Below are 25086 nucleotides of genomic sequence, written 5' to 3'. Positions count from 1 at the left end.
GCGTGGCGTTTCGGCGCATATCCATTTCATTGATTTCGATATTGATCGGAGCGCAATCGCTTGCGGCTGATGCGCTCGCCGCGGAGCCGCAGGTGCCGGTGTTTTGGGACGCCAAGGAGCGGCTGCCAAAGCCGGACCTTTCGATGCTGCCGCGGGTGCGATTCCTGACCACCACGGATTTCCCGCCGTTCAATTTCCTCGATGGGGCAGGCCGGCTGTCGGGCTTCCATGTCGACCTGGCGCGCGCCATCTGCGCCGAGCTCGGCATTGCCGAAAAATGCCAGATCCAGGCGCTGCCCTGGGCCGAGCTCGAAGGTGCGCTCGGGAAAGGCGAAGGCGAAGCGATCATTGCCGGCATCGCCGCGAGGCCGGAGTCGCGGTCGAAATACGCATTCTCACGCCCCTACCTGCAATTTCCGGCACGCTTCATCATGCTGAAGACACAGGCGCTGACCGAACCAATGTTCGACAGGCTGCGCAGCAAACGTGTCGGCGTGATAGCCGATTCCGCGCATGAGCGGATGCTGCGCACTTATTTCGGCGACGTCCAAATCGTCCCCTTCGCAAAGCCGGAGGAGCTTTATGGCAGGCTGAAAGCCGGCAAGATCGACGCCGCCTTCGGCGACGGCATGCGTTTCGCCTTCTGGCTCGGCGGCTCCGATGCGGCTGGCTGTTGCCGCTTTGCCGGCGGCCCCTATCTGGCGCCCGAATACCTTGGCTCGGGCATGGCGATCGCCACCAGGGCCGACGATCCGGCACTGGCGGCCGCATTCGACTACGCGCTGCAGGAAATTTCGGTGAAAGGTACGTTCGCCGAGTTCTATCTTCGCTATTTTCCGGTCAGCTTTTTCTGACTGCCGGCTCAGGTCAGCGTGCGAAGGCGCGCCTTGGCGGCTCGCGCGATGGCGGCGACCGTCAGCGCATCGAGATCGAGTTCCCGGCGGACGAGCTGCAGCACGCGCACCTCCTCCAGGCGCATTTCGAGATCGACGGCCGCAACCTCGAAGGCGGCGGCATAGGCAGTGTCACGCAAGCGTTCCGGAAGCGCCTCGGCGACACGCGCCAGGACGCCCTCCAGCCCGTCCTTCTCCTGCAGCATTTCCTGGCAGGCCTGAGCGACATCGACCAGCCGCTCCTGATTGAAATCCTCAAACACCGGCCAGGATCGAACGACGTCGCCGATCCGCGCCAGTTCGATGTCGGTCATGTCGCGGTCCGACGCCGAAGTGATGACCATCAGGTAGATCATGGCTTCGTGTGGCGACAATGGCATTTACAACTCCTTGAGATGGGTCCCGAAGTTAGGAACGAGAGACCAGCGCCGCAAGGAAAAACAGCCGCCATCGTTGGCGCTCCGGTCACGCCTTGGAACTTGATCCATCCCGACTAAATTGGGACGGGAGCTCTTAATCTTCTTGCCTGATCGCGGTCCTGCCCTGAAACCGGGTTCCACTTTTCGGGATCATGGTCTAGAGCATGCGGCTGCCGGCATGGATGCCGGCAAGTTGCAGGAATAGCATCATGGTCGAACAACAGCCGATCGATCTCAGCCCGGAAGTCCTTACCGCCGCCGCCGAAAGCAAGGCGTGGCCATTCGAGGAAGCGAAAAAGATCGTCGCTCGCTACGCGATCGGTGGCTACCCGGAAACGGTGCTGTTTGAGACCGGCTACGGCCCGTCCGGCCTGCCGCATATCGGCACCTTCGGCGAGGTGGCGCGCACATCTATGGTGCGCCACGCCTTCCGCGTGCTGACTGAAGACAAGGTCAAGACGCGACTGCTGTGCTTCTCCGACGACATGGACGGATTGCGCAAGGTGCCGGACAATGTGCCTAACAAGGACATGCTGCGCGCCTATCTCGGCAAGCCGCTGACCAGGATACCGGACCCTTTCTCCAATGAGTATCCGTCGTTCGGCGCCGCCAATAACGCACGGCTGCGCGCTTTCCTCGACCGTTTCGGCTTCGATTACGAATTCGCTTCCTCGACCGACTATTATACTTCCGGCCGCTTCGACGCGACGCTGCTCAAGATGCTCGAGCGCTTTGATAAGGTGATGGCAATTATGCTGCCGTCGCTGCGCGAGGAACGGGCGCTGAGTTATTCGCCCTTCCTGCCGATCCATCCCAAAACCGGGATCGTCATGCAAGTCGCGATCGACGAGCGCAAGCTCGACGCCGGCACCATAGTGTGGCGCGATCCGGACACCGGCGAGCGCTTCGAGACGCCGGTGACCGGCGGTCATGCCAAGCTGCAATGGAAGCCCGATTGGGCGATGCGCTGGGCAGCACTCGGCGTCGATTACGAGATGTCCGGCAAGGATCTGATCGATTCCGTCAAGCTCGCCGGGCAGATTTGCCGCGCGCTCGATGCTCCGGCGCCGGAGGGCTTCAATTATGAGCTGTTCCTCGATGAGCACGGCCAGAAGATCTCGAAGTCGAAGGGCAATGGGCTAACCATCGACGAGTGGCTAACTTACGCGCCGACCGAGAGTCTTAGCCTTTATATGTTCCAGCGCCCGCGAACCGCGAAGAAGCTTTATTTCGACGTTATCCCGAAGGCAGTGGACGAGTATTATACGTTCCTCTCTGCCTATCAGAGGCAGGACTGGAAGGAGCGGCTGGGCAATCCGGTCTGGCACATGCATGACGGCAATCCCCCGGCAGTCGACCTGCCGGTTCCGTTCTCGCTGCTGCTCAACCTGGTCAGCGCCTCGAATGCGCAGAACAGGGACGTGCTGTGGGGTTTCATTTCGCGCCACGCGCCGGGTGTGACGCCGACGACCCATCCCGAGCTCGACCGGCTGGCCGAATATGCCATCCGCTATTTCGACGATTTCGTGAAGCCGGCGAAAGTGTACCGTGCTGCCGACGCGGTCGAGCGCGAGGCGCTGACCAAGCTTTCGGAAGCGCTCGCCGCGCTGCCGGCTAATGCCGACAGCGAGGCGATCCAGAACGCTGCCCTCAATGTTGCGCGCAAGATCGAGCGCTACCAGGATCATTCCAAGCAGAGCCCGGAGGGCGGACCCGGTGTCTCCGTCGCCTTCTTCCAGATGATCTATCAGGTGCTGATAGGTCAGGAACGCGGGCCGCGCTTCGGCTCCTTCGCCGCGCTCTACGGCATCGCCGAAACGCGTGAGCTCATTCAGCGGGCGCTGGCTGGTCAGCTGGCGGCATGAGGGCGCCGTCCTGCTCCTCCAGGATCGAGCTAGGCGCTACAGGCGCGGATCGCGACGCAGCAGCCGGGAGCGGCGGCAGGCCTGAAACGCTCGGCGCCGGCCCGAAGACGCCTTTTTTTGCTGCACGCGCCTTCTCGCCGGCTTCTACATAAGGGCCGCCCTTGGCGGCGCGCGCCCAGCCATTTTCGACCAGCCATTGGCCGATATCCTGATTGCCGATCCGGCACTCGGCGGGGATCAGATCACGACCGCCTTCGGGCGGCACGGCACAGATCACAGCACGACTGCGGAGAAAGGCGCGGAAGGCCGTTCGCGCCCGAATGCCGCAATTCCAGGACTCGCCGCCGTCGGTGCAAGTCTCCTCCTGCTTGACGATGTCGATACCGGAAACCGCAATCGAATAGCCCTTTGCTTCGATGACCCCGGCGGCCGAGGCGACGGGCTGGAATAGTTTCGTGCCTTTCCAGTCGTCGGGCATTTTCGTTTTTGGCGGCTTGGGCGGTCCGGCCAATGCCAGATCGCTCAACGGGGCGCGCGGCTCTATCCGTTCAAGCTCGTTGGAACCGAGCTGCGGCGGCACCACGATTTCTGGATCGATTGCCCTCGAATGCGCCGCCTGCTTGGCCGGCACTGGTTTCGGGATGGCCGACGTAGCCGGCGCGGCGGGCTGCGGTTCAGCGCCGACCTGGATTTGTTCCCAGGGGCCGCCGCTTTCGCTCTGGACGGCGCGGCCGCCGGCGACAATTGCCGTGGCCATCGCCGGGATCGCCAGAACAGCCAAGGCAAGGTGAGGCAGACGCACCGGCCCCGCGCCTACTGGCTTGCCCAGACAATCCGCGCCACCCATTCGACATCGCGCATGGGGATGTCGCGGTCCGGGTGATCGGGATTGAGGGAGACCAGCGCGATCGACTTCGGTGTCTGGCGGTCGAGCACCTTGGCCATCACCTCGCCGGCATTGGTCTTGACGACGACGCGATCGCCCTTTCGTATGGTAGCTCCCGGCTCGACGATGAGGACATCGCCATTGCGGTAGAGCGGCAGCATGGAATCGCCCTGGACCTTCAACGCATAGGAGCTTTCGGTTGCCCGTGCCGGCAATTCGATCAGGTCCCATCCCTGCCCCGCCGGAAACCCGGCATCGTCGAAGAAGCCACCGGCGCCCGCCTGGGCGAAGCCAAGCAGCGGCACCGACGATTTCTGCACGGGCAGTGCGCCGGAATTACCCCGGCCTTCGACCAGTCCTGCAAATTCATCCAGCGAGGCGCCGGTCGCCTCGATGATCTTAGCCAGCGATTCGGTAGACGGCCAGCGCGGCCGCCCATCTGAGGACAGCCGCTTCGATTTGTTGAAGGCGGTCGAGTCGAGCCCAGCGCGCCTGGCCAGTCCGGAGGCCGAAAGCGAATAACGCTCGGCAAGAGCGTCGATGGCGGCCCAAACGCGGTCGTGCGAGAGCACCTTGCTCTCCTTCGAAACAGGAAAAAATACCTTCGCTGTTCTACCCCTTGGCCGCCATCTTGTCCACCGCCGGAGACGGCGTCAGGCCGCCTCCTTGGCCTCGTTCCTGGTATAGGGATCGAAGCGCTCGTAGAAGGTCTCGCCCTTCTCGGCCATCTCGAGCAGCAGCTTCGGCGCCTTGAACTCGGCGCCGTATTTCTTCTGCAGGCGCTTGGCGAGTTTGACGAATTTCTTCGCGCCGATGCCGTCGATGTAGGACAGTGCACCGCCTGTATAGGGTGCGAAGCCGAAGGCCAGGATCGAGCCGACATCGGCCTCGCGTGGGTCGGTAACGATGCCCTCTTCCATGACCCGTACCGCCTCAAGCGCGATGGTGACCAGCAGCCGCTGCTTCAGTTCCTCATAGTCGACCTGCTCCGGCGACAGCTGCGGGTAGAGGTTCCTGAGGCCTGGCCAAAGCTTCTTCTTTGCCGGTTTTGCCGGATAGTCATAGAAGCCCTTGCTGTTCTTACGGCCCAAGCGACCATGCGTGTCGACCATCGTGTTGATCAGCGCCATCTGCTTCGGATCGACCGCCTTGTCGCCGAGGTCGCGCGTGGTCTGCTTCATGATCTTCTGGGCAAGGTCGATCGCCGTCTCGTCGGTCAACGCTAGAGGACCGACCGGCATGCCAGCGGCTTTCGCCGCATTCTCGATCATCGGCGCCGGAACACCTTCGATCAGCATCTTGTAGGCTTCCGACATGTAGCGCAGTACGCAGCGATTGACGTAAAAACCGCGCGTATCGTTGACGACGATCGGCGTCTTCTTGATGGCGCGGACAAAGTCGATCGCGGTGGCCAGCGCCTTGTCGCCGGTTTTCTTGCCGAGGATGATCTCGACCAACATCATCTTGTCGACCGGCGAGAAGAAGTGGATGCCGATGAAATTCTTCGGCCGCGCCGAATTCCTGGCCAGCGATGTAATCGGTATGGTCGACGTATTCGAGGCGAAGATCGCCGACGGCTTGAGTACAGCCTCGGCCTGTTCGGTGGCATCCTTCTTGACGGCCGAGTCCTCGAACACCGCCTCGACCACAAGATCGCAGCCGGCAAGATCCGCGTAATCGGCCGTTGGCGTAATCAGCGACAGCAATCGATCCTTGTCCTCCGACTTGGCACGGCCCTTCTTCACCTGATCCGAGATCAGGGTCTCGGAATGCGCCTTGCCCTTGGCGGCGGACTCCATGTCGCGGTCGAGCAGCACCACCGGAATGCCGGCCTTGGCCGTTACATAGGCGATCCCGGCGCCCATGAAGCCGGCGCCGAGCACGCCGATCTTCTTGAACGTCGTTTCCGGCACACCAGCTGGGCGGCGAGCGCCCTTGTTCAGTTCCTGCAGCGAGACGAACAATGAGCGGATCATCGCCGCCGCTTCCCTGGTCTGCATGATCTCGGTGAAGTAGCGTTGCTCGATCCGCAAGGCGGTATCGAACGGCACCAGCAGGCCCTCGTAGACGCATTTCAGGATGGCGGCGGCAGCGGGATAATTGCCAAAGGTCTCGCGGCGCAGAATGGCGATGGCCGGCGGCCACAGATTGGCACCTGCCACCGAATAGATCGGAGCGCCGGGCAGCTTGAAGCCCTTTTCATCCCATGGCGCCACCGGTTTCAAGCCGTTCTTGATCATCGCCTTGGCAGTTTCGACCAGCTTGTCCGCCTCGGCAATCTCATGGATCAAGCCCATTGACTTGGCCTTCTGCGGCGACAGCGTCTGGCCGGACGTCAGCATTTGCAGCGCCTGCTGCTGGTCGGTCAGCCGTGGCACGCGCTGGGTGCCGCCGGCACCTGGAAAAATGCCGATCTTCACTTCCGGAAGCGCCATCCTCACCTGGTCGGAATCGGCCGCGACACGGCCATGGCAGGCGAGCGACAATTCGAACGCGCCGCCCATGCAGGTGCCGTTGATCGCCGAAACCCACGGCTTGCCCGAGGTTTCCAGTTTACGGAACAGGCCATTCATAGCGCCCGCCTTGTCGAACAGCGCCTTGGTCGCCTTCTCCGGGTCCTTCGCTTTGTCGGCGGCGAAGGTCGCCAGCATCTTCTGCAGCATGGTGATGTCGGCGCCGCCCGAGAACGTATCCTTGCCGGAGGTGATCACCGCGCCCTTTATCACTGCATCGCTTGCCACTTTGTCGACGATGGCGTTCAGTTCGCGCATCACCTCCTCGGTGAAGACGTTCATCGAACGGTCCGGCATGTTCCAGGTGACCAGCGCAATGCCGTCGGCGTCGATGTCGAGGGTGAAATTGGTGTAGCTCATCATCTCTCTCCGTCAGACGCGTTCGATGATCGTTGCAGTGCCCATGCCGGCGCCGATGCAAAGCGTCACCAGCGCGGTGTTGAGATCACGGCGTTCCAATTCGTCCAGCACCGTACCGAAGATCATCGCACCGGTGGCGCCGAGCGGATGGCCCATGGCGATGGCCCCCCCATTGACGTTGATCCGGTCATGCGGAATGTCGAAAGCCTGCATGTAGCGCAGCACCACCGAAGCGAAGGCCTCGTTGAGCTCGAACAAGTCGATGTCCTGCAGCTTCATCTTCGCCCGCTTCAACAGCTTCTCGGTGACGTCGACCGGGCCGGTCAGCATCAGCACCGGTTCGGAGCCGATATTGGCGAACGCACGGATGCGCGCGCGCGGCTTGAGGCCGAGCGTCTTTCCCGCCTTTTTCGAGCCGAGCAGCACGGCCGCCGCGCCGTCGACAATGCCGGACGAATTGCCGGCATGGTGGACGTGGTTGACCTCTTCCACCTCGGGATGCTTCTGCACGGCGACGGCGTCGAAGCCGCCCATTTCGCCCGGCATGACGAAGGACGGATTGAGTGCGGCCAGCGACTGCATGTCGGTCGAGGGCCGCATGTGCTCGTCATGGTCGAGGATGGTCAGGCCGTTCTGGTCCTTGACCGAGATCACCGAATTCTTGAAGCGGCCCTCGCCCCACGCCTTGGCGGCACGCTTCTGGCTTTCGACCGCGTAGGCATCGACATCGTCGCGCGAAAATCCGTATTTGGTGGCGATCAGGTCGGCCGATATGCCTTGCGGCACGAACCAGCCGGGCAGGCCGACCGAGGGATCCATGAACCAGGCGCCGCCGGAGGCGCCCATGCCGACGCGCGACATTGATTCGACGCCACCGGCAATGACGATCTCGTCGGCGCCTTGCGCGATCTTGGCGGCGCCGAAATTGATGGCGTCGAGGCCCGAGGCGCAGAAGCGCGATATCTGCATGCCGGGCGCCTTGGTGTCGTAGCCGGCCTCGAAAGCGGCGGCACGTGGAATGACCGCACCCGCCTCGCCAACCGGATCGACGCAGCCGAAGATGATGTCGTCGACGGTGCTAGTGTCCAGCCCGTTGCGGTCGCGGATGGCCTCGAGCACCTTGGCGCCGAGCCGCACCGCCGGCACTTCGTGCAGCGAGCCATCTTTCTTGCCCCTGCCGCGCGGCGTGCGCACCGCATCATAGACATAAGCTTCGGCCATTGGTGATCTCCTGTGATCTAAAATCGGGGCTCGACCACCACTTCGGTCCGCACCGAATTGGCGATGAAACAGGCGTCGTGCGCCTTGTGATGAATACTCTCGATCATAGCCGCATCTGCGTCGCATTCGACGAGCGGCCGAAGGGTGACATGTGTGATGGCTGTGCGCCCCTCAGCATTCTTGGCCATCAGGCCTTCGGCTTCGTCGTGATAAGATCGGACATTGAGCTTAGCGCGTTTTGCCAGATCCAAGAACCAGAGCATGTGGCAAGAAGAAAGCGAAGCGACGAACAGTTCTTCCGGATCGACGATCGTTGCATCGCTAAAAGGTGCCGGCACAATCGACGGCGATGCGGAAGCGGAGATGACCGCGCCACCATCAAAATGAAGTTCATGGACCCGGGAATAGCGGCCGGAAAGGAAATCCTCCCGTGCCCCCGACTTCCAGCGAAGCCCAGCAAAATGCTTCGACATGCGACCTCCTAAAGGCTCCGCCCGATCAGCAATTTCATGATCTCGTTGGTGCCGCCGTAGATGCGCTGGACGCGGGCATCGCGGAACATGCGGGCGATCGGATATTCATTCATGTAGCCATAGCCGCCATGCAATTGAAGGCATTCGTCGACGACTTTTCCTTGCAGGTCTGACAGCCAGTATTTGGCCATCGAAGCCGTCACCGGGTCGAGGCCACCGTTAATATGGCGGGCAACGCAGTCATTATAGAAGACGCGGCCGATGGTCGCCTCGGTCTTCAATTCGGCAAGCTTGAACTGGGTGTTCTGGAATTCGATGATGGCCTTGCCGAAGGCCTTGCGCTCCTTGACGTAGTCGATGGTAAGCGCCAGAGCCCGCTCGACCATGGCAATAGCAGTGGTGCCGATCTGCAGCCGCTCCTGCGGCAATTGTTGCATCAACTGGACGAAGCCCTGGCCTTCGTCATTGCCGAGCAGGTTCGAGGTCGGCACACGCACGTCGTTGAAGAACAGTTCCGACGTGTCGTTGGCCTTGAGGCCGATCTTGTCGAGGTTACGGCCACGCGCGAAACCCTCCACCTCGTCAGTCTCGACGACGATCAGCGAGATGCCCTTGGCGCCCTTCTCAGGATCGGTCTTGGCAACGACGATGATGAAATTGGCGAGCTGGCCGTTGGTGATAAAGGTCTTCGAGCCGTTGAGCTTGTACCGGTTGCCGTCCTGTTCGGCGTGCATCTTGATGCCCTGCAGGTCTGAGCCCGCACCCGGCTCAGTCATGGCGATGGCGCCGATCAGTTCGCCGGTCGCCAGCCTCGGCAGCCACCTCTTCTTCTGCTCCTCCGAGCCGTAGTGGAGGACATAGGGGGCAACGATCGAATTGTGCAGGCCAATGCCGAACCCGTCGACGCCGACATGGCCGATCGCCTCGATGATGGCGCTCTCATGTGCGAAGGTGCCGCCCGATCCGCCATATTCCTCCGGCATCGAGGCGCACAGCAGTCCGGCAGCACCCGCCTTCTGCCAGCTTTCGCGGTCGACCATCTCGTTCTTCTCGAACTCGTCGTAACGCGGCGCGATCTCTTCCGACATGAAGCGGTGCGCCATGTCGTAAAGCATGCCGACCTCGTCCGCCGCCCAGACGGGCTTGGGAAGGCCCAGGATTTCGGCGGGGTTGGTCATGGTTTCTCCCTCGCGCCGACGTCCCCCTCCCCCTCGAGACGAGGGTGGCCGCGAAGCGGCCGGGTGGAGTCGCCGATGACTTGCTCGACCTTATCTTTTACAACCTGCGCCATGTGCCACGGCATTGCGATCATTTTCCTCCAAGGCATGCACCAGAATGGAGGTCGGCGCACTGCAGGCAGGACCCCTCCCGGCCCTTCGGGCCACCCTCCCCTCGAGGGGCAGGGGAACGCCGAAGCTAGAACGCTTCCGCCGCCAGTGCCATCAATGTGTCGGCACCGCTGGAGATGCGGGCAAGATGCGCCGACGTCTCCGGCATGATCCGCTCTATGAAGAAGCGCGCCGTCACCAGCTTGTTGTCGTAGAAAGACGAAGCGCCGTCGGGACCATCAGCCAATTTCGCTGCGGCCACCTTGGCCATCCGGGCCCACATATAGCCCAGCGCCACCAGGCCGAAGAGATGCATGTAGTCGGTCGAGGCGGCACCCGCATTGTCGGGCTTGGCTATGCCGTTCTGCACCAGCCACATCGTCGCCGCCTGCAGATCGTCGAGGCCCTCTTTAAGCGCCTTGGTGAAGGGCGCCATCTTCTCATCGGTGCGGTTCTCCTCGCAGAACTCTCCGACTTCCCTAAAGAAGACCTGGACCGCGCGGCCGCCATTCAAGGCCAGCTTGCGGCCGACGAGGTCGAGCGCCTGGATGCCGTTGGCACCCTCATAAATCATGGCGATGCGGGCATCGCGGACGAACTGGCTCATGCCGTGTTCTTCTATATAGCCGTGGCCGCCGAACACCTGCTGCGCCATTACCGCATGATCGAAACCCTTGTCGGTGAGCACGCCCTTGACCACCGGCGTCATCAGGCCGGTATAGTCGTCTGCGACCTGGCGATCTTTGTCGTCACCGGAGCGGTGAGCGATGTCGGACTTGATCGCCGTCCACAGCGCCAGCGCGCGGCCGGCCTCGTTGAACGCCTTCATGGTCATCAGGCTGCGGCGGATGTCCGGATGGACGATGATCGGATCGGCCTTCCTGTCCGGCGCCTTCGGTCCTGACAGCGAGCGGCCCTGCAGACGGTCCTTGGCGTAGGAAACCGCATTCTGATAGGCGACCTCCGATAGTGAGAGCCCCTGCAGGCCGACGCCAAGCCGCGCCTCATTCATCATGGTGAACATTGCTTTCAGCCCGCCATTGGCCTCGCCGAGCAGCGTGCCTTCAGCGTCGTCGTAATTCATGACGCAGGTCGAGTTGCCATGGATACCCATCTTCTCCTCGATCGAGCCACAGGAGACGGTGTTCTTCTCGCCGGGATTGCCTGAGACATCGAGCTTGAACTTCGGTACGATGAACAGGGAGATGCCCTTCACGCCATCCGGCGCGCCCTCGATACGGGCCAGCACCAGGTGGACGATATTGTCCGACATGTCATGCTCGCCGGCCGAGATGAAGATCTTCTGGCCGGAGATCCTGTAGGTGCCGTCGCCATTTGGGACGGCCTTGGTGCGCAGCAGGCCAAGATCGGTTCCGCAGTGCGGCTCGGTCAGATTCATGGTGCCGGTCCAGGCGCCCTCGACCAGCTTCGGCAACCATGTTGCCTTCTGCTCTTTGGTGCCATGGGTGATGATCGCAGCGATCGCGCCTTGCGTCAGGCCGGCATACATCATGAGCGACATATTGGCCGACACCATGTATTCGGCAACCGCGGTGTGCACCGCGTAGGGCAAGCCTTGCCCGCCAAACTCGACAGGTGCGGCGAGCCCCATCCAGCCGCCTTCGCGATACTGGTCGAAGGCCTCCTTGAAGCCTTTCGGCGTCGTTACCGAACCGTCGTCATGGCGCACGCAACCTTCCGTGTCGCCGACACGGTTCAGCGGCTGCATCACGTTTTCAGCGAGTTTCGCCCCTTCGGCAAGGATGGCCTCGAGCACATCCGGCGTGGCGTCGGAAAATCCGGGAAGATTGGAATAGCGCTGATACCCCAGCACTTCGTTCAGCACGAACAGCGTGTCCCGGATCGGCGCCTTGTAGATCGGCATGCGTTTTCCTCCACCATGCGGTCTTGGCCCCGAAATCAGCCCCAGTGTACCAGTGTATGAGGATAGCAGGCGGGCCAGTATGACGGGTCGGAGATACCAAATGTTGACGTTTGCGTAAACGTCAATTCTGCGGTGCGACGAATTTTCTCCCGCGCGCCAAGACCGCAAACGGCGAAGGACGGCAAACGACGAAGAACCCCGCAGCGAAAGCCGCGCGGCTCTTATCCGTCGGAAATCGAAAGCTTAGTTTAGCTCGCCACGCTGGCCTGCGGCGTCGAGCGCTCGATCAGCATTTGCCGGACAGTCAACATCGAAGCACTCAGTTCGCTGATGGCATCGTCGATCAGCGCCCGCTGCTTCTGCAGACGGGCAAGCTGCTTCTCCGACTTGTCGAGCGCCAGCCGCAATTGCTTTGTGTTGGAGCCGTTCGGATCGTAGAGGTCCATCATCTGCTTGACGTCACGCAGCGAGAATCCGACCTTGCGGCCAAGCAGGATCAGCTTCAGCCGGGCCCTGTCGCGGCGCGTATAGAGGCGGGTCGAGCCGTCGCGCTGCGGGTTGAGTAAACCCTTGTCCTCATAGAAACGCAGCGTACGCAGCGTCACTCCGTATTTCTTGGCCATTTCGCCGATGCGGACAAGCTCTTCACCGGTTTCGCTCGACATATCGTTGGTATTGGCCGCGGCTTGACCGGGCGAAATAAGTTTCATGGTCACTGGCTTTCCCCGTCTGGTGGCGTCGCGGTCGCGGACCTTGCGTCGCCTGAGTGAAAGCGGGGGCGTGCTTCCACTCGTGGTTTCAGCTAACAAATCGCAAACGGCGTAATCCGCTCATTTACGTTTACGTCAATTCTATATCGATAGCCGCCTTACCACGCAAGAGCGTTCTAGGTTTGGAACTTTATGCCGCAGCGCCGGCGGATGACCTAAAAAGTCGTTGCCGATTTCGGGGACGATCATGCGGCTGATCAAACTTCCACGGCGTCTGTTGTGCGTCCAATAGAAGACACCCGGCGCCGTCCGCAGCCAGCCGACAAAGTTGCAACTTCTTAAGCTTGGTTAACGCGTTGTTTACCACGTTGGGGCGAAATGTGCGCATGTCGGTTACCCGTGTCTATCCTGTATTGAATTTTTCACGGTTTTCGGAGCGCGGATGAGACCCGGGAAGCTCGTCTTCCACTGCAACAAGCCACGCAGTCGCCTTCGTCCCGGCAGGACTTTGGGAACCTGGTGAAAGCCAGCAATTCTGAAACGGGCGCATTGATGAACAGCAAGCGGTCCTACCTCGATACACTCAACGCCGGCAGGCAACGCCGGCCGCACACGACGCTTGAAGAGCTCAACCGCTCCCTGGAAACTCTGGAGCAGCGGCTGGAGCGGACGCGCGAGGAGACGACAAACCACCCCGATCCGCGCCGACCCGCGGCAGAACCGCGCTATCCCAGCGCTCAACCCTATGGCCAGCAGCGCCGGTATGAAGACCCACGCGAGGCGCAGCAGCCGAAAGGTCCCGCAGCGGCCTTCGACCAGAACTACCAGGCGATCGCCCGCGATATCGACCGGGTGCGCGGTCAGGAGGACAGCGTCGCCTTAGCCGGCAAGATCGCCGGGGAATTGCGCGGCCTGCGCGAAGAGCTGCGCCAGCAGATGACCTCCGGCCTGCAACGCGAGTTCGACGTACTCCGCAAGAATATTGAGCGAGCCTTCCAGTCAAATGGCGGCGGCAAAGGCAGCGCCGAACTCGGCGTCGAGTTCGAGCGGCTTTCCGGCGCCATCCAGACACTGGCCGAAAAAAGCGACGACAGAAGCGTCAATATGCTGCGGCTCGAGCTTGAGCAGGTCAAGGCCGCGCTCGATACGCTAGCGCGCGAGGAGAGCGTGCAGGCGGTCGGCCGCCGCTGGGACGAATTCGACCGCCGCTGGACTGCCTTCGAGGACCGCGTCGACGCCGATCAGCGCAAGCGCTCCGACGCACCCGGCCTGTCGGCGCTGACGGAGCGGCTCGAACAGATCAGCAATGCCGTCAGCAATCTGCCGGAATCGCTGTCGCTGCGCTCGCTCGAAGAAAAGGTCCGCACGCTTGCCGGAGCGGTCGATCATTTCGCCCGCCAGCAGGACAATCGCGGCAGCGACACATTCAGCCAGATCGACGAGCGGCTCGACGAGATTTCCCGCGCGATCGTCGCCTCGACGGTTGCCGCGCAAGCCAATTCGTTCGACCCCGAGCCCTTCGAACGCATCGAGAAGCGGATCGATTCACTGGCCCAGCAAATCGAAGAAGTGTCGCAGGATCGTCCGGGCCGGGAGGTCATCGACCGGCTCAACACATTGTCGAGCCGCGTGGACGAACTGGCCGGCCGAGCCAATCTGCCGGAACAGGCGATGGAGCGCCTTGCCAGGCAAATCGCGCTTATCTCCGACAAGATCGACCACGCACCGGCCATGCCCGACGCCGATTACATCTTCCAGGGGCTCGAGCAGCGCTTCGACGTGCTATCCAGCATGATGGAACGCCGCCAGGGCGACGCCATCGAACAAGGCAACATGCTGTTTCGCGACCTCGAGCGCCGGTTGGACGAGGTCGCCGACAGGCTGGACCAGCGCATGCCGCAGGTCGACAACGCCGACATTATGGATGCCATCGACGCCCGCTTCACCGCGCTGGCCAAGCGGATGGAGACACGCGTTCCAGATCCCGCCAACGAGGCGGCGATCCGCGGCCTGGAGAGTCGGCTCGAAGACATCTCAAGCCGGCTGGATTCGTCCGCCGCACAAGTCGCCAGCATCGACCCGGCTTTGATCCGCAGCCTCGAAGCGCAGGTCGCCGGCCTGACGGCGCACCTTTCCAAGCCCGGCACGCCGCTGCCGGAATTCGACGACATCAGCCCGCGTCTCAACGAAATCGAGAAATCGCTGGCCGGAACCCGCGATTCCATCCTCGGCGCGGCGCGCGAGGCGGCCGAGAGTGCCGTCCGCTCGCTGGCCGGATCAAGCGCCAACACGGCGGCCGTTACCGGCCTCGCCCAGGACCTGAAGACGCTCGAGGCGCTGACGCGCCGTTCGGACGAGCGCAATTCGAGGACGTTCGAGGCTATCCACGATACGCTGCTCAAGATCGTTGACAGGCTTGGTTCACTGGAGACCAGCGAACCGGCAAGCGCCGAGTTGAGTAAGCGCTCCGGCCGGGCATCCAAGATCTCGGTGCAGGACGCACCGTCGATGGACATCGACCAGTCGCTGCCGTTAACGGGTAACATGGCCGATCTCGACGGCCGCGCCGCGGCGCTCGTGCGCGGAGAGCCAGGTCCGCGAACGCCGGCCGAGGCCGCCGCCGCAGCCGCACTGGCGGCTCTCGGTTCAGACACGACACGTGAAAAGAACGAACAAGGCGGCGGCAGGAAATCGATGTTAGGCGGGCTGGCGCGCGCCCTGAAGGGCAAGAAGGAGGCCGAGACGCCGCCGCTTGCAGGCTCGGCGCCGAGCGCCGAGATACCGAGCGTCGATCTCGACGAGCCCCTCGACCCCAAGCTCGCCAACCGGCCACTGGAACCCGGCTCCGGCGCACCCGACCTCAGCGCCATCATGAAGCGCGTGCGCGACGAGCGCGGGCAGCCGGCCAGAGAAGGCAGCGCCGAGGCGGCGAAATCGGACTTCATCGCGGCAGCCAGAAGGGCCGCGCAAGCGGCGGCCGCCGAGGCGGACGCCCTCAAGCGCCAGTCGACGATGAAAGGCCCGGTCAAGGCACTCAGGATCGGCGACCTGCTCAAGGCGCGGCGCAAGCCGATCCTGATGGGGGCAATCGCCATCATGCTGGCGCTTGCCGGCCTGCAACTGGGCAAAGCCTTCTTCTCCGACCCGGTCGAAGTCGCCGACAATGAGGCGGCGCCGGCCGTGCCCGTACAGCCGGTGGAAACCGCATTGGCCAGCGTTGCCAGCGAGCCGAAGGCGGACGCGCAGACAACAACACAGGAGAGCGAGCCGTCGCCCACCGTCAGGCAGGCCGAGCCATCCGCATCGATGACCAAGGACGACACGGCGGCGCAAACCGGCCCCGCCACACCGGCAGCCGAGGCATCGACGGCGCCCTCGCCTTCCGGAGCGTCCGCTGACCTGGCGGCGCCAGACACCACGGCCGCAGTGCCCGCGCCGGCAGCGGCGACCGCCGAGCCAAAGGCTGCCGCGCCTGCTATTGCCCCCGCTGCCACGCAGGACACGACCGGCACTGTGCCGCCGGCGGATGCTGCCCCGGCAGGCGTTGCCAAGATCGACGTTCCGGCCGATGCCGGGCCGGCCGCCCTGCGCGATGCAGCGGCCGGCGGCGACGCCAAGGCGCTGTTCGAGATCGGCTCGCGTTACGCCGAGTCGCGCGGCGTTAAGGAAGACATGACGGCGGCGGCCAAATGGTATGAGAAAGCTGCCGAACTCGGTTTCGCACCGGCAGAATACCGCATCGGCAACTTCTACGAGAAGGGCATCGGCGTCGCACGCGACATCAAGAAAGCGAAGACCTGGTACCAGCTTGCCGCAGAGCAGGGCAATGCCAGCGCAATGCACAATCTTGCCGTGCTGTTTGCGATGGCGGCGGACGGCGTGACCGACAACGAATCGGCAGCACGCTGGTTCCAGGCGGCGGCGGATCTCGGCGTCAAGGACAGCCAGTTCAACCTCGGCATCCTCGCGGCGAAGGGTGTCGGCATGAAGCAGAATCTCGAGGAGAGCTATAAATGGTTCGCGCTCGTCGCCAAGACCGGCGACAAGGATGCAGCGGCCAAGCGCGACGAGATCGCCAAGGCGCTGAGGCCCGAGCAGTTGGAGCGTGCGCGGGCCGCGGCTGAACTGTGGAAAGCCAAGCCGCTCGATCCAGCCGCCAATTCGGCCGACATTCCTGAATCGTGGCAGGACGGCACACCGCAGACGACCGCCGGCATCGATATGAAGAAAGCGGTCCAGAACATCCAGCGCATTCTCAACAAGAACGGCTACGAGGCCGGCAATCCCGACGGCATGATGGGCCTGAAAACCAAGAACGCAATCATGGCCTTCCAGGCCGACAACGATATGAGGGCAACCGGCGCGATCGACGAAAAGCTGGTCAAGGCGCTGCTCGCGCGTAAATAACGGCGGATGCGTCGTTTCCGCGACGCCCTTGCCACAGATTTGCCTGTTAACTGATTGAGTTGTTTTTTGTTTCGGCGGCGCGGCGAAGTTTGACTTCACCGCCCGGCCGGCGCAAGAACGAAATAGCCTTTTGGCGCAAAATGCCCGCAACGGTTGCATTCGCCAGGAGGCAAACTGATCGAGACTGACGGGTGGGCATCTATCTCCCGATCGCGGAAATTTCCGTCAACATCTTCGTGCTGCTGGCCATGGGTGCGGCGGTGGGTTTCCTGTCGGGCATGTTCGGCGTGGGCGGCGGCTTTCTCATTACGCCGCTGCTGATCTTCTACAACATACCGCCGGCAATCGCGGTCGCCACCGGCGCCAACCAGGTCATCGCCTCCTCCTTCTCCGGCGCCCTGTCGCACATGAAGCGCGGCACGCTCGACTTCAAGCTTGGCGGCGTGCTTTTAGCCGGCGGTATCGTCGGCTCGACCGGTGGTATCTATGTCTTTGCGCTCCTGCGCCGGCTCGGCCAGCTCGACCTGTTTATCTCGCTGCTCTACGTCCTGCTGCTCGGCACTGTCGGCGGACTGATGCTCGTCGAGAGTGTCAATGCATTGCGCGCCACTCGCAGCGGCGCCGCACCGGTGTTGAAGAAATCCGGCCAGCACAATTGGATCCACCGCCTGCCGCTGAAGATGCGGTTCAGGGCCTCAAAGCTCTTCGTCAGCGTCATTCCGGTGCTTGGGCTGGGCGCGGCGATTGGCTTCCTGTCGTCGATCATGGGCGTCGGCGGCGGCTTCATCATGGTGCCGGCCCTGATCTACCTTTTGAAGGTGCCTACCAACGTGGTCATCGGCACCTCGCTGTTCCAGATCATCTTCACCTCGGCCTACACCACGCTGGTCCACGCCACCACCAACCAGACCGTCGACGTCATGCTCGCTTTCCTGTTGATGGCAGGCGGCGTAGCCGGCGCGCAATATGGCGCCAAGGCCGGTCAGCGGCTGCGAGGCGAGCAACTCAGGGCGCTGCTGGCGCTGCTGGTGCTGGCGGTCGCCATCCGGCTTGCCATCGATCTCTTCGTCACGCCACCCAACCTCTATTCGCTGTCCGGCGTGGGCCTGAGCTGATGGCTGGCTTAAGGACGCTCGCGGCCGCCGCCTTGCTGTCGCTGCTGCCGGCTGCGCCACCAGCGAAGGCGCAGGCGCCTCTGACCGAAAATATCCAGATCGGCCTTTCGACCGACAATGTCTCGATTACCGCCGGCTTTTCCGGCGCCGACCTGACCATCTTCGGCTCGTTGGAAAATGCGGATCCGCTTGTCGCGCGGCAAGGGCGCTACGACGTGATCGTCGTGCTGGAAGGCCCGGCCCGACCGGTCGTCGTGCGCCGCAAGGACCGGGTGCTCGGCGTCTGGGTCAATCTGGAGTCGGAGACCTTCAAAAACGTACCTGTCTCCTATTCGGTGGCGACGACCCGGCCGCTGCAGGACGTCACCGATCCGAACAGCTACAAGCAGCTGTCGCTTGGCGCCTCGAACCTCTATTTGCAGCCAGCCGACGCCGGCGACAGCCCGGCGACAATCGAGGAGTTCACCGCCGCGCTGCGCGAACGCAAGTCGGCGACCGGCCTCTACAGCGAGAATGTCGGCGGTGTGCAGTTCCTGTCGCAGAACCTGTTCCGCGCCACCGTCAGGCTCGCCCCAAACGTTCCGGTCGGCACCCATAAGGCCCGCGCCTTCCTGTTCAAGAGCGGCCTGTTCATCAAGGAAAGCTCCGCCCAGCTCGAAATCCGCAAGTCCGGTTTCGAACAGTCGATCTTCCGCGTCGCCCACGACTACTCGTTCCTCTACGGTGTCTTTGCCGTATCGTTGGCCATGCTGACAGGCTGGCTCGGAAGACTGGTCTTCAGGAAAGACTGAACTCTCGTAAAAGTGGTTTCCCTTTCCGAGGGTATGGGTTAGACCGCGACCCCCGGCCCGACCGGACACGAGCTGCTGCTCCCCAAATCAGAAATACAGGAACGCACGATGCGACCAGCATTCGCCGGGATCGACTTCGGCACTTCGAATTCCACTGTCAGCGTGGTCAGGAACGGGCAGCCGCGGCTGGTGGCGTTGGAAGACGGCCAGGTCACGCTGCCCAGTGCGGTGTTTTTCAATTTCGAGGACAACCGCACCTATTTCGGGCGACGCGCCCTTGCCAACTATACGGACAGTATCGAAGGCCGCCTGATGCGCTCGTTGAAGAGTGTGCTCGGCAGCTCGCTCGCCCACGAAAAGACGCGCATCAAGGCGCGTTCGATCGGCTTCATGGAGATTGTCGGCCTGTTCGTCGGCCATCTGAAAAAGAAGCTGGAAGAAGAGGCCCATGACGCGGTCGACAGCGTCGTGCTGGGACGGCCCGTGCAGTTCGTCGACGACGATGCCGAGGCTGACGCGAAGGCGGAGCACGAACTCGAAAATGCCGCTCGTGCCCACGGCTTCAAGCACATCGCCTTCCAGTTCGAACCGATTGCCGCGGCACTCGACTACGAACAAAAGGTGACGCGCGAGGAACTAGCGCTGATCGTCGACATGGGCGGCGGCACGTCCGACTTCTCAATCGTGCGCGTCTCGCCCGAGCGCGCCCGCTCGCTTGACCGCAAAGACGACATCCTGGCCAGCCGCGGCATCCACATCGGCGGCACCGACTTCGACCGGCTGTTGAGCATCGCCCATGTGATGCCGCAGCTCGGCTATCTCTCACTGACCAAGGATGGCAAACGTAATCTGCCGGCGAGCTACTTCATCGACCTGGCGACGTGGCAGCGCATCAACCTGGTCTATACCGCGAGGGCGATGACGCATCTGCGCCAGATCCGCTATGAGGCGGAGCGCGCAGACCTGGTCGACCGCTTCATCCACATCGTCGAGCATCGTTACGGCCACGCGCTGGCGGCGCTGGTCGAAAAGGCCAAGATCGAGCTGACGGACCGTTCGTCGGCCGATGTCGAGGTCGCGCTGCCAGAGGTGAGGTTCACGGCAGAAATCACGCGCAAGGGTCTCGAAGCCACCATAGCCAGAGACATTGAGCGTGTTGCGGCTACAGTCGAGCAGACCATCCGCGACGCACAGGTGAAGGCCTCGGACATCACCGCGTTGTTCTTGACCGGCGGATCGACCGCGATCCCGCTGGCCAGGCAGCGGATCCTGGCGCTGGTGCCGCAGGCGTCGGTAATCCAAGGCGATGTGTTCGGCTCGGTCGGGCTTGGGCTGGCGCTCGACGCGCAGCGGAAGTTCGGCTGATCGGCTTAAAGCGGCGCGAGTCTCTCAGCTTTGCCGCCAAGATGCGCCTTGAGCGCCATCTGGGCCAGGCTCGGCTGCCGGTCGCGATGCGTGATCATGGCAAATTCGCGCTTCGGCAGATCGACCGGCACAGAACGCAGGCTACCTTCGGCGACCGCGCGGGCGGCGACGAGTTCCGAGATGATGCTGGCGCCGGCGCCGGCCTCGACCGCCTGGCGAATAGCCTCATTACTCGGCAATACCAGGAATATCTGCAGGTCCGCGAACGAAATCCCGTCGCGTCGGGCAAGGTCCTCCAGCGCCTCGCGCGTGCCCGAACCGCCTTCGCGAATGATCCAGCGAAGCCCGCCAAGATCGGGATGTCCAGGCGAAACTTCCGCGATCTCAGGGTGCGAGCGCGCCACGACCAGCATCATGCGATCGATATCGACCTTGGCACGCCGCAAAATGTCGGATTCGGTGCGCCCCTCGACCAGGCCAAAATCGGCTGCGCCATCAAGTACATTGGTCTCGACCTGCCTGGTGTTGCCAATGCTCACGCTCAGCCTGACGGCAGGATAGGCTTCGTGGAAAGAGGCAAGCCGGCGCGGCAGCCAATAGCTGGCAATGGTCTGGCTGGCAGCGATCGAGAGACTGCCGGTGATCGTTTGCGAGACATGCTCCAGCACGTTGTGGGCGGCCGCAGCCCGCTCGAGGACCGCCTTGGCCTCGGGCAAGAATCGGCGTCCGGTTTCGGCGAGCTCGATGTTGCGGCCGACGCGGTTGAACAACTGGACGCCATGCTGCTGTTCGAGCGAGCGGATCGCGGCGGATGCGGCCGACTGTGAGATGCCCAGCAACTCGGCCGCTTTGGTCATGTGCGCCCGTTCGGCGACGGCGACGAAGATCCGCAACTGGTCCAGGGTCATTCCGACACTAAGAAGCAAATCCGATTGGAATTACAAGAGCAAGTTGTTAGACGGATCGGTCGCTTTGTTCTAAATTTTGGCTCGAAATTGGAAAAAAGTCGCGCCAGAGCAGTCGAGGGTAAAATTGGTGGGGCGGTTCAAATCCGTGTTTGCGCACTGGACCCGCAGCCTGCGGCGGCGGCTCTTGGGTGAACGCTATCGCCCGGAAGAGCATTACATGCGCGGCCCAGGCCCGAAGACGAGAGCCAAGTTCGCGGGGCGCAAGAGCATCACCGGATCATGACCAACAACCTGCTGCGCGGAGCTAATTCGGCACCATCACAACGGCCGCTTGCCGATACGCGAGCGCCCGCTGAACGCGACGGCGTCGATACTTCGCCTGATGTCTCCGACAGCATCGCCAAGACCACCTGCTATATGTGCGCCTGCCGCTGCGGCATCGACGTCCATATCAAAGATGGCAAGGTCCGCTACATCAACGGCAACAAGGATCATCCGGTCAATCGCGGCGTGCTGTGCGGCAAAGGCAGCGCCGGCATCATGCAGCATTACAGCCCGGCCCGGCTGACGAAACCATTGCTGCGCACCGGACTGCGCGGCTCGGGCGAGTTCCGCGAGATCGAGTGGGAGGAAGCTTTGTCGCTCGCGACAGAGCGGCTTTCGAACATCCGCCAGACCGATCCGAAGAAACTCGCCTTCTTCACCGGCCGCGACCAGTCGCAATCGCTGACCGGTTGGTGGGCGAGCCAGTTCGGCACGCCGAACTTCGCGGCCCATGGCGGTTTCTGCTCGGTGAACATGGCAGCCGGCGGCCTCTACACGATTGGCGGCTCGTTCTGGGAGTTCGGCGAGCCCGACTGGGACAACACCAAGTATTTCATGCTGTTCGGGGTTGCCGAAGACCATGATTCCAATCCGATCAAGATCGGCCTCGGCAAGCTCAAGGCGCGCGGCGCCAAGGTGGTTTCAATCAATCCCTGCCGCACCGGCTACAACGCGATTGCCGACGACTGGATCGGCATCCGGCCCGGCACCGACGGCCTGTTTGTGTTCGCCCTCATCCACGAATTGCTGAAGGCAGGGCGCGTCGATCTCGACTACCTCTTGCGCTACACCAACGCCCACATCCTGGTCATTCAGGAGCCTGGAGCCGCCGATGACGGGCTGTTCATGCGCGACGGCGACGGCAATCCGCTGGCTTGGGACAGGGTGGCGAAGACGCCTGTCGACGCCGGCGATACCGACGCAAAGCCCGCACTGACCGGCAGCGTTCTCGTCGACAGCCGCCGCTGCGTGCCGGTCTTCCAACTCGTCGCCGACCGCTATCTGGACGAGTGCTATTCACCCGACGCCGTCGCTGACCGGTGCGGCATCTCCGCCGACACGATCCGACGCATTGCTGCAGAACTCGCTCATGTCGCCTTCGAACAGCAAATCGAACTGCCGGTGGCCTGGACGGACTGGGCCGGCCGCCGGCACAAGACCATCAAGGGTCGGCCGATGTCGATGCATGCGATGCGCGGCATCTCGGCCCATTCGAACGGGTTTCACACTTGCCGCGCCATTCATCTGCTTCAGGTGCTTCTCGGCACGGTGGACGTGCCGGGCGGCTTCCGCTTCAAACCGCCTTATCCGCGGTCCGCGCCGCCGGGTCCAAAGCCCGCCGGCAAGAATGTGAAGCCGATGACACCGCTCGAAGGCATGCCGCTCGGCTTCGTCTGCGGACCTGAGGACCTGCTGATCGATGAAGGCAGCAGGCCTGTTCGTATCGACAAGGCATACTCCTGGGACGCGCCGCTGGCCGCTCATGGGCTCATGCACACGGTCATCCGTAACGCCTGGGCAGGCGATCCCTACAAGATCGACACTCTGTTCATGTACATGTCCAACATGGCCTGGAACTCGTCGATGAATACGGTCGAGACGATGGCGATGCTGACCGATATCGATGCGGCGGGCGAGTACAAGATCCCGTTCATCATCTATTCCGACGCTTATTATTCCGAGACCGTGCCCTTTGCCGATCTGGTGCTGCCGGACACGACCTATCTCGAGCGTCATGACTGTATCAGTCTGCTCGACCGGCCGATCAGCCACGCCGACGGTCCGGGCGACGCCATCCGCCATCCCGTCGTCGAGCCGGACCGCGACGTCAGGCCGTTCCAGACGGTGCTGATCGAACTCGGCGCGCGGCTCGGTCTGCCCGGTTTCGTCGATGACGACGGCTCCGCCAAATACCGCGACTATGCCGACTACATCGTCAATCACGAGCGTACGCCAGGTGTCGGTCCACTCGCCGGCTGGCGCGGCAAGGACGGGACCCTGGTCGGCAAGGGCGACGTCAATCCCGACCAGTTGCAGCGCTACATCGACAATGGCGGCTTCTGGCACCAGGATTTCGCCGCCGATCAGCGCTACTACAAGATGGCAAACCGCTCCTATCTCGACTTCGCCGAGAGCATGGGCTTCATCCCGAAAGCCGAGCCGATCGTGTTCCAACTCTATTCCGAGCCGATGCAGCGCTTCCGCCTGGCGGCGCGCGGCCATGGCCGGGTGCTGCCGCCGGAAGCCGAGCGTAGCCGCATCGAGACCTATATGGATCCGCTGCCGTTCTGGTATGCGCCCTTCGAAGAGACTGCGGTTGACAGCCAAGCCTATCCGCTGCACGCGCTGACGCAGCGGCCAATGCACATGTATCATTCCTGGGGCTCGCAGAATGCCTGGCTAAGGCAGATCACCAGCCAGAACCGGCTGTTCGTGCATCACCGGACCGCCGCCAGCCTCGGGCTTGTCGATAACGACTGGGTGTGGATCGAGAGCATCAACGGCAAGGTCAAAGGACAGATCAAGCTGGTCGACGGCGTCAACGCCGATACGGTGTGGACGTGGAATGCGATCGGCAAGCGTCGCGGCAGCTGGGGGCTCAAGGATGGCGCGGCCGAATCCAATCGCGGCTTCCTGCTCAACCACATCATCGGCGACCAGACCTCCGCCGATGCCAGCGGCAAACGCTATTCGAATTCCGATCCGGTGACCGGCCAGGCGGCGTGGTTCGACCTGCGCGTGCGCATCGTCAAATGCGCGGCCGAGGAAGGCGGCTTCACCGAGCCGCAGTTCGAGCGGTTCCGGCAGCCGCCGCATTTCGAACCCTCGCCTGACAAGCTCACTTTCGGCGCAGAGTTCCGCCGGGAAAGAGAAGCTGCCAGACCATGACCTGCCTTCCCGCCCAAACCGACAAGAAGCTCGGCCTGGTCATCGATCTCGACACCTGTGTCGGCTGTCAGGCCTGCGTCACCGCCTGCAAGGAATGGAACACCGGCGGCCACATGGCGCCGCTGACCGACATCGATCCGTATGGCGGCGACGCCGACGGGGTCTGGTTCAACCGCGTGCACAGCTATGAGCACATGACTGAGATGGGTGGGCGCACGGTCAATTTCCCGCGCTCCTGTCTGCATTGCGAGACACCGGCCTGTGTCACCGTATGTCCGACCGGCGCCTCCTACAAACGGGCCTCGGACGGCATTGTGCTGGTCGACGAGGACAAGTGCATTGGCTGCAAATTGTGCAGCTGGGCCTGCCCCTATGGCGCGCGCGAGTTCGACACCGATGTCGGCGTGATGAAGAAATGCACGCTGTGCGTCGACCGTATCTACAACAACAATCTGGCGGAAGAAGATCGCGTTCCGGCCTGCGTCGCTGCTTGCCCGACCAGCGCGCGGCATTTCGGCGATCTGGGCGATCCGGCATCGGCTATCTCGCAACTGGTGGCCGAGCGCGGCGGTGTCGATCTGATGCCGGAAATGGGCTATAAGCCGACCAACAAATATCTGCCGCCACGTGCCCACACCACCCGCGCCGCATCGGTGCCGGCGCCGGCGCTTGAAGCGGTGCGGGCCGAAGGCGGCTTCCTCGGCTGGGTCGACCGCATGCTTTCGAACTAACCC

At 62.8% G+C, this 25086-nt stretch carries 18 protein-coding genes; 8 read left to right on the top strand and 10 right to left on the bottom strand.

The genetic code is table 11. The features are described 5' to 3' along the window. Nucleotides 1-2 precede the first annotated feature (2 nt). Nucleotides 3-854, top strand: coding sequence for an ABC transporter substrate-binding protein (locus NKJ84_RS09030; protein WP_352506180.1), 852 nt, complete (start codon nt 3-5; stop codon nt 852-854). An 8-nt stretch (nt 855-862) separates the two neighbouring features. On the opposite strand, the gene NKJ84_RS09025 is transcribed toward NKJ84_RS09030, so the two are convergent. Then, on the bottom strand, nt 863-1273 hold the full coding sequence (locus NKJ84_RS09025; protein WP_352506179.1) for a tellurite resistance TerB family protein: 411 nt from the start codon (nt 1271-1273) through the stop codon (nt 863-865). 248 nt (nt 1274-1521) lie between these two features. Here NKJ84_RS09025 and NKJ84_RS09020 point away from each other — a divergent pair, with 248 nt between their 5' ends. Further along, on the top strand, nt 1522-3177 hold the full coding sequence (locus NKJ84_RS09020; protein WP_352506178.1) for a lysine--tRNA ligase: 1656 nt from the start codon (nt 1522-1524) through the stop codon (nt 3175-3177). Here the strand turns inward: NKJ84_RS09020 and NKJ84_RS09015 are convergent. From NKJ84_RS09015 to NKJ84_RS08980, 8 genes are all read right to left on the bottom strand, one after another. Next, complete coding sequence (locus NKJ84_RS09015) at nt 3140-3979, bottom strand: thermonuclease family protein (RefSeq protein ID WP_352506177.1); 840 nt, start codon at nt 3977-3979, stop codon at nt 3140-3142. The two genes, NKJ84_RS09020 and NKJ84_RS09015, sit on opposite strands and share 38 nt — an antisense overlap. Nucleotides 3980-3990: 11 nt before the next feature. After that, on the bottom strand, nt 3991-4635 hold the full coding sequence (locus NKJ84_RS09010) for a S24 family peptidase (protein ID WP_352506176.1): 645 nt from the start codon (nt 4633-4635) through the stop codon (nt 3991-3993). Nucleotides 4636-4716: 81 nt separating this feature from the next. Further along, the gene (locus tag NKJ84_RS09005) at nt 4717-6936 is read right to left on the bottom strand and encodes a 3-hydroxyacyl-CoA dehydrogenase NAD-binding domain-containing protein (protein WP_352506175.1); all 2220 of its coding nucleotides are present in this window, start codon (nt 6934-6936) and stop codon (nt 4717-4719) included. Between the two features lie 12 nt (nt 6937-6948). Next, the gene (locus NKJ84_RS09000) at nt 6949-8157 is read right to left on the bottom strand and encodes an acetyl-CoA C-acetyltransferase (RefSeq protein WP_352506174.1); all 1209 of its coding nucleotides are present in this window, start codon (nt 8155-8157) and stop codon (nt 6949-6951) included. 17 nt (nt 8158-8174) lie between these two features. Further along, entirely contained in the window at nt 8175-8630 is a 456-nt protein-coding gene (locus tag NKJ84_RS08995) for an OsmC family protein (protein WP_254816313.1), read from the bottom strand. An 8-nt stretch (nt 8631-8638) separates the two neighbouring features. Next, nucleotides 8639-9808, bottom strand: coding sequence for an acyl-CoA dehydrogenase family protein (locus tag NKJ84_RS08990; protein WP_352506173.1), 1170 nt, complete (start codon nt 9806-9808; stop codon nt 8639-8641). A 238-nt stretch (nt 9809-10046) separates the two neighbouring features. Continuing rightward, on the bottom strand, nt 10047-11843 hold the full coding sequence (locus tag NKJ84_RS08985; RefSeq protein WP_352506172.1) for an acyl-CoA dehydrogenase: 1797 nt from the start codon (nt 11841-11843) through the stop codon (nt 10047-10049). 248 nt (nt 11844-12091) lie between these two features. After that, entirely contained in the window at nt 12092-12553 is a 462-nt protein-coding gene (locus NKJ84_RS08980) for a MerR family transcriptional regulator (RefSeq protein ID WP_352506231.1), read from the bottom strand. 552 nt (nt 12554-13105) lie between these two features. Between NKJ84_RS08980 and NKJ84_RS08975 the strand changes: the two genes are divergently transcribed. The 4 genes from NKJ84_RS08975 (at nt 13106) to NKJ84_RS08960 (ending at nt 20231) form a co-directional block, all read left to right on the top strand. Beyond that, nucleotides 13106-16960, top strand: a complete 3855-nt coding sequence (locus NKJ84_RS08975; RefSeq protein ID WP_352506171.1) for a peptidoglycan-binding protein — start codon at nt 13106-13108, stop codon at nt 16958-16960. Between the two features lie 191 nt (nt 16961-17151). Beyond that, nucleotides 17152-18075 carry a sulfite exporter TauE/SafE family protein gene (locus NKJ84_RS08970; RefSeq protein WP_352506170.1) on the top strand — a complete coding sequence of 308 codons (924 nt, stop codon included), beginning with the start codon at nt 17152-17154 and terminating at the stop codon, nt 18073-18075. Beyond that, nucleotides 18075-18866, top strand: coding sequence for a TIGR02186 family protein (locus tag NKJ84_RS08965; RefSeq protein ID WP_254816308.1), 792 nt, complete (start codon nt 18075-18077; stop codon nt 18864-18866). The genes NKJ84_RS08970 and NKJ84_RS08965 overlap by 1 nt, the downstream gene beginning before the upstream one ends. Before the next feature lie 108 nt (nt 18867-18974). After that, a complete protein-coding gene (locus NKJ84_RS08960; protein ID WP_352506169.1) occupies nt 18975-20231 on the top strand; it encodes an Hsp70 family protein in 1257 nt (418 codons plus the stop codon). A gap of 5 nt (nt 20232-20236) precedes the next feature. Here NKJ84_RS08960 and NKJ84_RS08955 read toward each other — a convergent pair whose 3' ends face one another. Further along, nucleotides 20237-21139 (bottom strand): LysR substrate-binding domain-containing protein, encoded by a 903-nt coding sequence (locus NKJ84_RS08955; protein WP_352506168.1) that lies wholly within the window; start codon nt 21137-21139, stop codon nt 20237-20239. Between the two features lie 279 nt (nt 21140-21418). On the opposite strand from NKJ84_RS08955, the gene NKJ84_RS08950 reads away from it, so the two are divergent. Next, nucleotides 21419-24352 (top strand): molybdopterin oxidoreductase family protein, encoded by a 2934-nt coding sequence (locus tag NKJ84_RS08950; RefSeq protein ID WP_352506167.1) that lies wholly within the window; start codon nt 21419-21421, stop codon nt 24350-24352. Beyond that, nucleotides 24349-25083 (top strand): 4Fe-4S dicluster domain-containing protein, encoded by a 735-nt coding sequence (locus NKJ84_RS08945; protein ID WP_352506166.1) that lies wholly within the window; start codon nt 24349-24351, stop codon nt 25081-25083. The genes NKJ84_RS08950 and NKJ84_RS08945 overlap by 4 nt, the downstream gene beginning before the upstream one ends. Nucleotides 25084-25086 lie beyond the last annotated feature (3 nt).

The organism is Mesorhizobium sp. M0048, from assembly GCF_040323405.1.
GTDB lineage: Bacteria > Pseudomonadota > Alphaproteobacteria > Rhizobiales > Rhizobiaceae > Mesorhizobium.
Note: the sequence above shows the minus strand (reverse complement) of the source record. Positions and strands in the feature narration are given on the sequence as shown.